This is a genomic window from Polaromonas sp. C04 (genome assembly GCF_002002705.1).
GTDB lineage: Bacteria > Pseudomonadota > Gammaproteobacteria > Burkholderiales > Burkholderiaceae_C > Rhodoferax_A.
The window spans coordinates 26,326-39,547 of record NZ_MUNS01000037.1 but is presented as its reverse complement, the minus strand read 5'-3'; the positions used below and the strand labels follow the sequence as shown (position 1 = coordinate 39,547).

Below are 13,222 nucleotides of genomic sequence, written 5' to 3'. Positions count from 1 at the left end.
GCACCTATTCAAGAAATCGACCGCATGCAGCACGCCTCTTATCTCGATGAAACCCGGCGCCGCCGCACTTTCGCCATCATCTCCCACCCCGACGCCGGCAAGACCACGCTGACGGAAAAGCTGCTGCTGTTCTCGGGCGCGATCCAGATCGCCGGCTCGGTGAAGGCGCGCAAGGCCTCGCGCCACGCCACCTCCGACTGGATGGAGATCGAGAAGCAGCGCGGCATCTCGGTGGCCTCCTCCGTCATGCAGATGCTGTACCGCGACCATGTGATCAACCTGCTCGACACGCCCGGGCACAAGGACTTTTCGGAGGACACCTACCGGGTGCTCACCGCCGTCGATTCGGCGCTGATGGTGATCGACGCGGCGAACGGCGTGGAGGCGCAGACGCGCCGCCTGATCGAGGTCTGCCGCCAGCGCGACACGCCCATCATCACCTTCGTCAACAAGATGGACCGCGAGGTGCGTGAGCCGCTCGACATCCTCGACGAGGTGGAGCGCGAACTCGGCATGCCCTGCGTGCCGATGACCTGGCCGGTGGGCCAGGGCAAGAGCTTCGGCGGCATCATGAACCTGCGCACACAAACCATGACGGTGTTCGACTCGGGCAGCGAACGCCTGCCGCAGGACTTCGAAACGATCCCGCTGAGCGACCGCGCCACGCTGCTCCAGCGCTTCGGCCACGAGTTCGAAACCGCCGAGCAGAGCATGGAGCTGGCCGCCGGCGCCTCGCCCGCCTGGGACCGCGAAGCCTTCCTCGCGGGCAAACAGACCCCCGTGTTCTTCGGCTCCGGCGTGAACAACTTCGGCGTCATGGAAGTGCTCGACGCGCTGGTGGATCTGGCGCCCCCGCCGCAGCCGCGCACCAGCACCACGCTGGTGAATCGTCAGCCGGTAATCAAGGAAATCCAGCCCGAGGACAAGGACTTTGCCGGCGTGGTGTTCAAGGTGCAGGCCAACATGGACGCGAACCACCGCGACCGCATCGCCTTCGTGCGCATGGCCTCGGGCAAGTACACGCCCGGCATGAAGCTGCGCGTTCAGCGCACCGGCAAGGAGCTGCGCCCGACCAGCGTCGTGACCTTCCTGTCGCAGCGGCGTGAGGCGGTCGATGAAGCCTATGCGGGCGACATCATCGGCTTCACCACGCACGGCGGCGTGCAGCTCGGCGACACCATCACCGATGGCGCCAGCCTGCAATTCACCGGCCTGCCGTTCTTCGCGCCCGAACTGTTCATGACCGTGATCCTGAAGAACCCGCTGCGCACCAAGCAGCTGCAGCAGGGCCTGGCGCAGCTCGGCGAGGAAGGCGCGATCCAGGTGTTCCGTCCCGAAATCGGCGGGCCCATGCTGCTCGGCGCCGTGGGCCAGCTGCAGTTCGAAGTGGTGCAACACCGCCTGAAGGGCGAGTACGACTGCGACGTGCGGCTGGAGGGCTGCCAATACACCGGCGCGCGCTGGATCACCGCCGACACGCCCGCCGAGCTGCGCGAGTTCGTGAACGCCTACCCGGCCCGCATGGCGCGGGACGCCGCCAACACGCTGGCCTACCTGTGCACCTCGCCCTACGACGTGCGGCTGGCGCAGGAGCGCTTTCCGAAGATTCATTTCCATCCGCTGCGCGAGCATGCGGGGCTGGCGTTGCAAAGTGCTGGATAGGCTCTTTTCCGTTCGGGCTGAGCCTGTCGAAGTCCTCCGACAGGCTCAGGGCGAACGATAGCAAGGCAGCGTCATGCAACCCCTGACCCTGTGGCCACGCCAAGACCGCCGCGACATCGTCGGTGTCTTCACCGACATCGACGACACGCTGACCACCGACGGTGCAATCACGCCCGATGCGCTGCGGGCGCTGGCTGACCTGCAGAGCGCCGGCCTGCATGTGATCCCCATCACGGGACGGCCGGTAGGCTGGAGCGAGCCGTTTGCGCGCACCTGGCCGGTTGATGCGATCGTGGCCGAAAATGGTTCTGTCGCGTTGACTTTAAGAAAAAAAGGCCTGAAGCCCATGTCAGACGTGCACAGTGCGCTATCAAAACTGTACCAACAGGATGCCGCCACGCGCGCCACCAACTTCGCGCGCATGCAGCAGGTGGCACAGCGCATGCTGCGCGAAATCCCCGGTGCAATGCTGACGCAGGACTCGGCCGGCCGCGAGACCGACATCGCGATCGACCACAGCGAGTTCGCGCAGCTGTCGCCCGTGCAGATCGCGCAGGTGGTCGCCCTCATGCAGCGCGAGGGCATGACCGCCACCGTGAGCAGCATCCACATCAACGGCTGGTTCGGCGAGCACAACAAGCTGGCCGGCGCGCGCTGGATCGTGCGCGAACTGTTCCAGCGCGACCTCGACGCCGAAATCGAACGCTGGGTCTACGTGGGCGACTCCACCAATGACCAGATCATGTTCGAGCATTTCCCGCACAGCGTGGGTGTGGCCAACATCCGGCGCTTCGAGGCCGATCTGGTCCACCCGCCGCGTTATGTCACGCAGGGTGAACGCGGCGCGGGCTTTGCGGAGCTGGCGCGCGCCATTCTGGAGCATGCTGGCAGCACCTAAGCCGGCGCCGTCTTGGTCTGGTGGCGCACCGTCAGTGACATCGGAAGCTGCTATCGTGTTCTGACACGCCCAACGCACACACCGATGGCCCGCCGTTCCACCTTTTCCGCCTCCGCCCTGACGCGCGCCTACCAGCGCAACGTCAAGGCCCTCACGAAGGCCACCCTGCAGGGCGGACGGCGCATGGCCGGGCAACTGCAACGCGCCACCGCAAAACATTTCAAACCACCGCCGGGACGCGGCGACTGGATCGCCGGCATGGCGCTCGGCCCGGCCGGCGCACGCCGCTACCACCTGTACCGTCCGCCGGATCTCAAGCTGCAGCCCGGCGAGCGCTTGCCGCTCATGGTCATGCTGCACGGCTGCGGGCAGACGGGACGCGACTTCGCGGTGAGTACGCGCATGGACCAGCTGGCCGCGCGCCAGCGCTTTCTGGTGCTCTATCCGGAGCAGGACCGGCTGGCCAACCCCCAGGGCTGCTGGAACTGGTACGACCACCGCTCGGGCAAGGCCGACGCCGAAGCCGCCACGCTGATGGCCGCCGTCGACCAGGTGTGCCTGCTGTACCGGGCGGATCGCGAACGCGTGGTGGTCGCGGGCCTGTCGGCCGGCGCCAGCATGGCAGCGCTGCTCGCCACGCGCTACCCGGTGCGCTTCCGGGCGGTGGCGATGCATTCGGGCGTGGCGCCCGGCGCGGCCAAGTCGCCGGCAACCGCGCTCGGCGCCATGCGTGGCCGGCACTCGCCGGCGATGCTGGCCACGGCCGTGGGCAAGGCGTTGGGCGCCGCGGCGGCCTTCACGACCCTGCCGCCGCTGCTGGTGCTGCATGGCGATGCCGACCTCGTCGTCGCGCCAAGCAACGCACTGGACAGCGCCACCATCTGGGCCACGGCCACCGGCGCCGCGCCCGGCGGCCTGCGCGTCGTGCAACGCGGCAAGCGCCATCCGATGCGCGTGACCGACTACAAGCACCAGGGTCACACGTGCGTGACGCTGTGCCAGATCGCGCAGCTCGGCCATGCCTGGAGCGGCGGCGCGGCGCGCGCGCCGTTCAGCGACGCGGCGGGACCGGATGCTACGCGGCTGGTGTGGGCCTTCGCCTCGCGGCAGTTCGCCGCGGCCGCGCGAACGCCTGGTGCGTAGCCCGTACTTTCACGGAAAGGCATCGATCGTCGAGCCTGGGTAAAACGATCAGCGGGCCGCCTGCGCGAACCCTTCGAGCACATTGACCGCGTTGACACCGACCTCTGCCACCGCGTAGCCGCCCTCGAAGACGAACACGGTGGGCAGGCCCGCGCGCGCCAGGTCGGCGCCGACCTGCAGGTAGTCTGCGCTTTGCAGCGTAAAGCCCGCGATCGGGTCGCCCGCGAAGGTGTCGAGCCCGAGCGAGACTACGAGCGCGCCGGGCCTGAAGGCGGCAACCCCCTGCAGCGCCGCGCGCAGGGCGGCGCGCCATGCGGAAAAGTCGCTGCCGCGCGCCAGCGGCAGATTGTGGTTGAAGCCGAGTCCGGCGCCGGCGCCGCGCTCGTCGGCATAGCCCAGGTAGTACGGGTACTCGGTGTGCGGGTCGCCGTGAATGCTGGTGAACTGCACGTCGGCGCGCTCGTAGAAGATGGCCTGCGTGCCGTTGCCGTGGTGGTAGTCGATGTCGAGCACCGCGACGCGCTGCACACCCGCATCGCGCAGGGTTTGCGCCGCGATGGCGGCGTTGTTCAGGAAACAGTAGCCGCCAAAGAAGTCGGCGCCGGCATGGTGGCCCGGCGGACGGGTCAGCGCAAAGGTCGCGCGCTCGCCTTGCAGCAGGCGCCGCGCGGCCGTGAACGCGCAAGCGGCGCCGCTGCGCGCGGCGGCCCAGGTGCCCGCCGTCAGCGGCGTGCCCGCGTCGTACGAAAACAGGCCCATGCGCGCCGCAAAACTGGCGGGCAGCACGTCGCTGCGAAAGCCGCGGATGGGCCAGTACGAGGGCAGCGCATCGCGCTGCGCGTTGGCCGGGTCGAGCGCGACCCACTCGGCCCAGGCACCCCGCAAAAACTCGACGTAGCGCGGCGCATGCACGCGCGTGATGGCCGCGTCATCGAACGCGCCCGGCGCCTCGATCGCGCCGAGGCCGCGCCGCTTCAGTTCCTGCAGCACGTAGTCGGCACGCGCCGGTACTTCGAAGCACGGCACGAGTTCGCCGCGGAACATTTCGACCTTGCCGTGGTGCAGGGCGTGCTGGTTGTTGTAGATCGTCAGCATGTCGGTTTGCTTCTGAATTGATAGCGCATTGCGCTTATTTCATAAGGGCTTCACGCCGATTTTGCTGATAACTTTCGCGCTGGGGGCGCAGCACCGGCGCCAGCGCCACGCCCGTGTGGGTGCCGATCCGCACCACCTCTTGGGGCGGCGCCGCGGCGACGACGCGGCCGCCCGCGTCGCCACCCTCCGGCCCCAGGTCGATGATCCAGTCGGCCTCGGCGATCACGTCGAGGTCGTGCTCGATCACCAGCACGCTATGGCCGCCGTTCACGAGACGGTGCAGCACATGGATGAGCTTTTCCACGTCGGCCATGTGCAGACCCACGGTGGGTTCGTCCAGCACGTAGAGCGTGTGCGGCGCCTTCTGGCCGCGCCGCGTGATGTCGTCGCGCACCTTGCTGAGTTCGGTCACCAGCTTGATGCGCTGCGCCTCGCCGCCGCTCAGCGTGGGGGACGGCTGGCCGAGCGTGAGGTAGCCCAGGCCCACGTCTTTCAGCAGTTGCAGCGGGTGGCTGATGTTCGGCATGGCGGCGAAGAAATCGACGGCCTCGTCCACCTCCATCTGCAGCACGTCGCCGATGCTCTTGCCGCGCCAGGTCACCGCCAGCGTCTCGGGGTTGAAGCGCGCGCCGTGGCAGGTTTCGCACAGCACCTTGACGTCGGGCAGGAAGCTCATCGCAATGGTGCGGATGCCCTGGCCTTCGCAGCCGGCGCAGCGGCCCTCGCCGGTATTGAAGCTGAAACGGTTGGCCGCATAGCCGCGTGCGCGCGCCTCCAGCGTCTCGGCAAACAGCTTGCGGATGGTGTCCCAGAAACCGATGTAGGTGGCCGGGCAGCTGCGCGGCGTTTTGCCGATGGGGGTCTGGTCCACCTCTAACACGCGGTCCACCGACTCAAAGCCGCTCACGCCGCTGCAGCCGATCCAGGCGGGGTGCCTGCCGGCATCGCTCGCCTCGCGCCCGGCGCGGGTGGCACGTTGAGCGACTGCAGCCTGCACATTGGTCAGCAGCACATCGCGCGCCAGCGTGGATTTGCCCGAGCCGCTGACGCCGGTGATGGCGACCAGGCGTTGCAGCGGGATGGCGACGTCGACGTTCTGCAGGTTGTGCAGGTTGGCGCCGGTGACTGTGAGCCAACGATGGGGCTCGGGTGCCGCCGAAATGGGGTCAGAGCCCAATTTCGATGAGCGCGATTTAGCACTTCGAGGGTTTCCGGCGAAATTGGGATCCGACCCCAATTCAGCTACGGCGGGGCCGATCACGATTCGCCCGGGATGCAGCGGATGCTGCATCGCGTGGCGCAGGTAGCGGCCGGTTTGCGAATCGGCGGCGGCCTCGATGTCGGCGACCGAACCTTCGGCCACCAGCCGGCCGCCGCGCTTGCCGGCGCTGGGGCCGATGTCGATGATGTGGTCGGCACGCCGAATGGTGTCCTCGTCGTGCTCGACCACCACCAGCGTGTTGCCCTTGTCGCCGAGCTTGTGCAGGGCGTTCAGCAGGATCTGGTTGTCGCGCGCGTGCAGGCCGATGGTCGGCTCGTCGAGCACATAGCACACGCCCTGCAGGTTGCTGCCGAGTTGCGCCGCAAGCCGGATGCGCTGGGCCTCGCCGCCGCTGAGCGTGGGTGCGCCGCGGTCCAGCGTGAGGTAGCCCAGGCCCACTTCTTCGAGGAATTCGAGACGGCTTTTGATTTCGGGGATCAGGTCACGCGCAATGTCTTTTTCTCGCTGGGTCATGCGTCCCAGCGCCGCCAGGCCCTCGATCCAGCGGCGCACGTCGGTGACCGAGAGGCGGGCGATGTCGGTGATGGCAACGCCGCGGGAGCCCTCACCCCTGCCCTCTCCCAGAGGGAGAGGGCAGGGGTGAGGGGCCGGCCCCGCCCCGAACAGCACGGCGCGCGCCGTGGCATTCAGACGCGTGCCGTGGCAGGTCGGGCAGGTATCAATCACCACGTCCTCCAGCTCGGGCTCGGCGAAGGTGCGCTCGCGCCCCTTGTTGTCATCGAGCTGCACCGAATCGTCGAACACCTTGCGCTGCTCTTTAGTGAGCCGCACGCCGGTACCGACGCAGTCAGGGCACCAGCCATGCTTGCTGTTGTAGGAGAACAGGCGCGGGTCCAGTTCCGCGTAAGAGGTGGCGCAGACCGGGCAGGCGCGTTTGGTGGAGAACGCCTCCAGCCGGCCAATCGCGGCCGTGGGCGTGCCGGCCATCATGGCGGCGCGCAGCCCCGTGAGATGGCTGAGCACGTGCACCACGCCCTTGCCATGCTCCAGCGCCGTGGCCAGCGCCTGGCGCAGCAGCACCTCGTTCTCGGGCGTCACATCGAGGCTGGCGACCGGCAACTCGATGGTGTGTTCCTTGAAGCGGTCGATGCGCGGAAAGCCCGTGGTGGGCAGAAAATTGCCATCGACCCGCAGGTGCGTGTAACCGCGCGGGCGCGCCCAGTCGGCCAGCTCGGTGTAGACGCCCTTGCGGTTCAGCACCAGGGGGCTTAGCAGGCCGATGTGCTGGCCGCGAAAGGTGGTGAGCAGCTGCGCGGCAATGCTGTCGGGCGTTTGCGGCGCCACGGCGGCGCCGTCATGAATGCAGTGCTGCACCCCGAGCTTGACGTACAGCAGGCGCAAAAAGTGCCAGACCTCGGTGGTGGTGCCGACCGTGCTCTTGCGCCCGCCGCGCGACAGGCGCTGCTCGATGGCCACCGTGGGCGGAATGCCGTACACCGCGTCCACCTCGGGCCGGCCGGCCGGCTGCACGATGGAGCGCGCATAGGCGTTGAGCGATTCGAGGTAGCGGCGCTGGCCTTCGTTGAACAAAATGTCGAACGCCAGCGTGGACTTGCCCGAGCCGCTGACCCCCGTGACCACGCTGAACTTGCCGCGCGGAATATTCACCGACAGGCTCTTGAGGTTGTGCTCGCGGGCGTTGACGATCTGGATCGCGTCGTCGCTGGCGACGCGGGCGCGGCGCGCGCGCACCAGGGTCTGCAGCGGCACGCCCTCCTCGGCCGTATGCGCGCCGAGTCCGAGGGAGCGCTCGTAGTCGCGCAGCGCCCGGCCGGTATGCGAGCTAGGGTGCAGGCGCACCTCTTCGGGCGTGCCCACGGCGACGATGCGGCCACCGGCGTCGCCGCCCTCGGGCCCCATGTCGATGAGCCAGTCGCTGGCGCGGATCACGTCCAGGTTGTGCTCGATCACGACCAGCGAATGGCCCGCATCGAGCAGCTTGCGCAGCGCGCGCATGAGCTTGGCGATGTCGTCGAAATGCAGCCCGGTGGTCGGCTCGTCGAACAGGAACAGCGTGCCGCGCCGGGCCATGGGCTGCCGGCTGGCGCTGGCGCTTCTGGCAGCCTCCGCCAAGAACCCGGCCAGCTTGAGGCGTTGCGCCTCGCCGCCCGACAGCGTCGGCACCGGCTGGCCCAGCTTCACGTACTCCAGCCCCACATCGACAATCGGCTGCAGCGCGCGGATCACGTCGCGGTCGGCGGCAAACAGGGTGGCCGCCTCGCTGACGGTCAGGTCCAGCACGTCGGCCACATTCATGGCCCGAGCCTGTCCTGAGCCTGTCGAAGGGCGCTCGATCGTGACCTCCAGAATCTCGGGCCGGTAGCGATTGCCGTCGCAGTCCGGACAGCGCAGGTAGACGTCGGACAGGAACTGCATCTCCACGTGCTCGAAGCCGGAGCCGCCGCAGGTCGGGCAGCGGCCATCGCCGCTGTTGAAGCTGAACTTCGAGGCCGTGTAGCCGCGCTGGCGCGACAGCGCCGCGTTGGCGAACAGCTCGCGCACCGTGTCCCAGGCGCCCACGTAGCTGACCGGATTGGAGCGCGCCGTCTTGCCGATCGGCGACTGGTCGACGAACACCACCTCGCTCAGATGGTCGGCGCCCAGCAGGCGGTCGTGCAGGCCCGCCGATTCGGTCGATTTGCCAAAGTGGCGCAACAGGGCCGGCGCCAGCACGTCCTGGATCAGCGTGGACTTGCCCGAGCCGCTGACGCCCGTGACACAGACCAGGCGCTGCAGCGGGAACTCGACGCTGACGTTGTCCAGGTTGTGTTCGCGCACGCCTTCCAGGATGAGTCGCGGGGTGTTCTCGGTCACCATGCGCTTGAAGCCCATGCCGACCTGCTTGCGCCCGCCCAGGTAGGCGCCGGTCAGGGTGTCGGCGTGCCGGAGTTCTTCGGTGGTGCCGTCGAACACGATCTGGCCGCCGCGCTCGCCGGGTCCCGGGCCCATGTCGATCATGCGGTCGGCCGCCAGCATCACGGCCGGGTCGTGCTCCACCACCACCAGCGTGTTGCCGGCATCGCGCAGCCGCTGCATGGCCTCGATGATGCGGTGCATGTCGCGCGGGTGCAGGCCGATGCTGGGCTCGTCCAGCACGAACAGCGTGTTGACCAGCGAAGTGCCGAGCGCGGTCGTCAGGTTGATGCGCTGCACCTCGCCGCCCGACAGGGTGCGGCTCTGCCGGTCCAGCGTCAGGTAGCCGATGCCGACATCGCAGAGGTATTTGAGGCGGGTGGTGATTTCTTCGTAGAGCAGCTTCAGGGCCTGGGTGTCGCCCGCGTTGGCATGGCTTGAAGGGTCGAGCGTCATGCGGTCGAAAAAGCGCCGCAGCCGGTCGATCGGCAGCAGCATCAGGTCGTGCAGGCACAGTCCGGGCAGCGCTTCGAGCTGCGCGCGCGACCAGGTCACGCCTTGCGGCATAAAACGCCTGGACGGCGCCAGCACCGCATCGGCATCGGCCTTGCTGCCGATGCGCCACAGCAGGCTCTCCAGCTTGAGGCGCGCGCCGCCGCAGGTGCCGCACGGCGTGTAGCTGCGGTACTTGGACAGCAGCACGCGAATGTGCATCTTGTACGACTTGGTCTCGAGGTATTCGAAGAAGCGCTTGACGCCGAACCAGTGCTGGTTCCACTTGCCGTTCCAGTTCGGCGAACCGTTGATGACCCAGTGCTGGTGCTCGGGCGTGAGCCGGGCGTACGGTGTGTCGCGCGGAATGCCCGCCGCCTCGGCGTGGCGCATCAGGTCGTCCTGGCATTCCTGCCAGGCCGGCGTCTGCATCGGCTTGATGGCGCCGGCGCGCAGCGTGAGCTTGTCGTTGGGGATCACCAGGCCATAGTCGACGCCGATCACGCGGCCAAAGCCGCGGCAGGTTTCGCAGGCCCCGACCGGCGAGTTGAACGAGAACATCGACGGGATCGGGTCGGTGTAGCGCAGGTCGCTTTCGGGGCAGTGCAGGCCGGTCGAGAAGCGCCAGAGTTCAGGCTCCTGGTCGTCCTGCAGGCAATACACATTGAGCCGCCCGCTGCCGCGCTTGAGCGCCACCTCGATGGCCTCGACGACACGGGCCTTTTCGGTGCTGCCGATACGAAACCGGTCGGCCACCACGTCGAGCACCTTACGAGCCCCCACAACGCGCTCGGCCTGCACCTTGGTGAAGCCGCTGGCCGACAGCCATTGCTCGATTTCTTCGGGGCTGGTGTTGGCGGGGAGCTCCACCGGGAAGGTGAACACCAGGCGCGGATCCGCGGCGAAGGCCGCCGCGCGCTCCAGGATCTGTGCATAGATGGTCTCGGGCGAATCGTGCCGCACCGGCAGCGCCGTGGCACGGTCGAACAGCTGCGCGGCACGCGCGAACAGCAGCTTGAGGTGATCGTTGAGCTCGGTCATGGTGCCGACCGTGGAGCGCGAGGAGCGCACCGGATTGGTCTGGTCGATCGCAATCGCCGGCGGCACGCCCTCCACCTTGTCCACCGCAGGCTTGTCCATGCGGTCGAGGAACTGCCGCGCGTACGCGGAGAAGGTTTCCACGTAACGGCGCTGGCCTTCGGCGTACAGCGTGTCGAACACCAGGCTGGATTTGCCCGAACCGCTCGGCCCGGTCACCACCGTCAGCTCGCCGGTGCGGATGTCGAGGTCAAGGTTTTTGAGGTTGTGCTGGCGCGCGCCGCGAATGCGGATGAGACCTTGAGACATGTCTTGTGATTCTTTCGGGTGAGCCCGAACATTCTAGGCAGTCCGGCACCCGCGAGGCGGCGTGTGGTTATCGCCACGCGCTCGCGCCGCGCAGAGTCAGTCCGTCAGACCTCGAAGGGCGCGCTCGAGCGGCAGGCATTTCTCTTCGCCGACGGCCGCACGGATCCTGGGAACAAGATCTTCCAGCTGGTGGTAGTCGGCGGCCGCTTCAACCGCCAGATTGAGCCGGAAACCCCGCAACCCGAGGCTGGCGGTCAAGCGTGTCGCGATGGGATAGGCGTTTTGATAGCGCTGCTGCGGCAGCGCGAGGCCCGACGCGTCCGTCGTCGCCGGAGCGGCCGCCACCGCAGCGGCCTGAGGCATCTGCGCGGCGTCTTGCTGCGTGGCCAGCAGGCCCAGTTCGACCAGGTGATCCACATCCGGCATGGTGACACCAAGACCGGATGTGGCACTGAGCACCTCAGCCAGGGTCCGCCTGCCGTCAAACAGGATGAACGCGGAGCGCTGGCGCGGCGTCAAGGGTACCGACCTGTCTTTCAAGGCCCGTTGTCCCGCTTCGGTTTTTGTGTATCTCATTGTTTCAATGAGTGTACTGCGCCTTGGGGCCTACGCCAACAGCCGCGACGCGCACGGGCATCAACTGGAACTTTTCGCTTATGACTTTCTGAAATAAAAAAGGCCCTCACGCGAAGGGCCCTGGGAGAACCACCCGACCTTGAAGCGGCCGGGCAATTCGTGGCGCGAAGTTGCGGCTCAGTCCCTGGCGTAAATATTCACATCCTTGGTTTCCCTGATGAACAGGGTGCCGATGACCAGCGTGACGGCCGCGATGATGATCGGGTACCACAGGCCGTTGTACATGTTGCCGGTCTGGGCCACGATGGCGAAGGCCGTGGTCGGCAGCAGGCCGCCGAACCAGCCGTTGCCGATGTGATAGGGCAGGCTCATGGAGGTGTAGCGGATGCGGGTCGGGAACATCTCGACCAGCATGGCCGCAATCGGGCCGTAAACCATGGTCACCAGCAGCACCAGGTAACTCAGGATGACCGTGATCATGACCTTGTCCATCTTCGCCGGATCCGCCTTGACCGGATACCCGGCGATCTTCAGGTCGTCGGCCACCAGCTTCTTGAACTCGGCGTCCTTCTTCCTGGCCTCATCGGGCGCCAGCCCTCTTGAGGTGTAGCTCGGGATCGCGGTGTCGCCAATCTTGATGGTGGCCGGCGTGCCGGCCGGGGCCGCGACGTTGTCGTAGCTGACCGATGCGCCCGCCAGCACCTGCTTGGCAATGTCGCAGGAGCTGGTGAACTTGACGGTGCCGGTCGGGTTGAACTGGAACGAGCATTCGGCCGGATCCGCCGTCACGATCACCCGGTTCTTGGCCTGGGCCGCCGCCAGGTCCGGATTGGCGGCCCGGGTCAACGCGCTGAACACCGGGAAGTAAGTCAGCACCGCCAGCAGGCAGCCCGCCATGATGATCGGCTTGCGGCCGATCCTGTCGGACAGCGCGCCGAACACGATGAAGAAGGGCGTACCGATGACCAGGGACAGGGCCACCAGGATGTTCGCGGTCGGGCCGTCCACCTTGAGCGCCTGCGTCAGGAAGAACAGTGCGTAGAACTGGCCCGTGTACCAGACCACCGCCTGGCCCGCGGTCAGGCCGACCAGCGCCAGGATCACGATCTTCAGGTTCTTCCACTGGCCGAACGATTCGGACAGGGGCGCCTTGGAGGTCCGGCCCTCGGCCTTCATCTTGGAGAAGGCGGGCGATTCGCGCATGCTCAGACGGATGTACACCGACACCGCCAGCAGCGCGATCGACGCGATGAACGGCACACGCCAGCCCCAGTCGGCAAAGGCGACCGGGCCCAGGAGGGTCTGGGTCCCCAGAATCACCATCAGGCTCAGGAAAAGGCCCAGGGTGGCAGTGGTCTGGATCCAGGCGGTATAGGCGCCACGCTTGTGCTGCGGCGAATGCTCGGCCACGTAGGTCGCGGCACCGCCGTATTCGCCCCCGAGGGCCAGGCCCTGCAGCAGGCGCAGCCCGATCAGGATCACCGGTGCGGCCACGCCAATGCTGGCGTAGCCGGGAAGAATGCCCACGATGAAGGTGGACGTGCCCATGATCAGGATCGTCACCAGGAAGGTGTACTTGCGACCGATCATGTCCCCGAGCCGGCCAAAAAAGAGCGCGCCGAACGGGCGCACGATGAAACCGGCCGCGAACGCCAGCAGCGAGAAGATGAGCTGCGAGCTGGGGTCCAGGTTGGAGAAGAACTGCTTGCCGATGATGACGGCCAGGGTGCCGTACAGATAAAAGTCGTACCACTCGAACACGGTGCCCAGCGACGAGGCGAAGATCACTTTTCGCTCTTCGGGTGTCATGGGCTTGTGAGCCGCTGCTGTAGCCATAAATTTGTCTCCTTTAATTTGTAACGAAATTCTACTGA

7 protein-coding genes are annotated in these 13,222 nt (G+C 67.1%); 3 read left to right on the top strand and 4 right to left on the bottom strand.

All coding sequences use genetic code 11. The annotated features are described in order from the left end of the window. Positions 1-24: 24 nt before the first annotated feature. The 3 genes from B0E49_RS14815 (at position 25) to B0E49_RS14805 (ending at position 3,703) form a co-directional block, all read left to right on the top strand. Positions 25-1,662, top strand: a complete 1,638-nt coding sequence (locus B0E49_RS14815; protein WP_077562982.1) for a peptide chain release factor 3 — start codon at positions 25-27, stop codon at positions 1,660-1,662. Between the two features lie 73 nt (positions 1,663-1,735). Further along, the gene (locus tag B0E49_RS14810) at positions 1,736-2,560 is read left to right on the top strand and encodes an HAD-IIB family hydrolase (RefSeq protein WP_077562981.1); all 825 of its coding nucleotides are present in this window, start codon (positions 1,736-1,738) and stop codon (positions 2,558-2,560) included. Positions 2,561-2,644: 84 nt separating this feature from the next. Next, a complete protein-coding gene (locus B0E49_RS14805) occupies positions 2,645-3,703 on the top strand; it encodes an extracellular catalytic domain type 1 short-chain-length polyhydroxyalkanoate depolymerase (protein WP_077562980.1) in 1,059 nt (352 codons plus the stop codon). Between the two features lie 48 nt (positions 3,704-3,751). On the opposite strand, the gene B0E49_RS14800 is transcribed toward B0E49_RS14805, so the two are convergent. From B0E49_RS14800 to B0E49_RS14785, 4 genes are all read right to left on the bottom strand, one after another. Continuing rightward, complete coding sequence (locus B0E49_RS14800) at positions 3,752-4,798, bottom strand: histone deacetylase family protein (protein WP_077562979.1); 1,047 nt, start codon at positions 4,796-4,798, stop codon at positions 3,752-3,754. Between the two features lie 34 nt (positions 4,799-4,832). Further along, positions 4,833-10,772, bottom strand: coding sequence for an excinuclease ABC subunit UvrA (gene uvrA, locus B0E49_RS14795; protein WP_077562978.1), 5,940 nt, complete (start codon positions 10,770-10,772; stop codon positions 4,833-4,835). 96 nt (positions 10,773-10,868) lie between these two features. Further along, positions 10,869-11,348, bottom strand: coding sequence for a hypothetical protein (locus B0E49_RS14790; RefSeq protein ID WP_077562977.1), 480 nt, complete (start codon positions 11,346-11,348; stop codon positions 10,869-10,871). Positions 11,349-11,525: 177 nt separating this feature from the next. Continuing rightward, positions 11,526-13,184, bottom strand: a complete 1,659-nt coding sequence (locus tag B0E49_RS14785) for an MFS transporter (protein WP_077562976.1) — start codon at positions 13,182-13,184, stop codon at positions 11,526-11,528. Between the last annotated feature and the right edge of the window lie 38 nt (positions 13,185-13,222).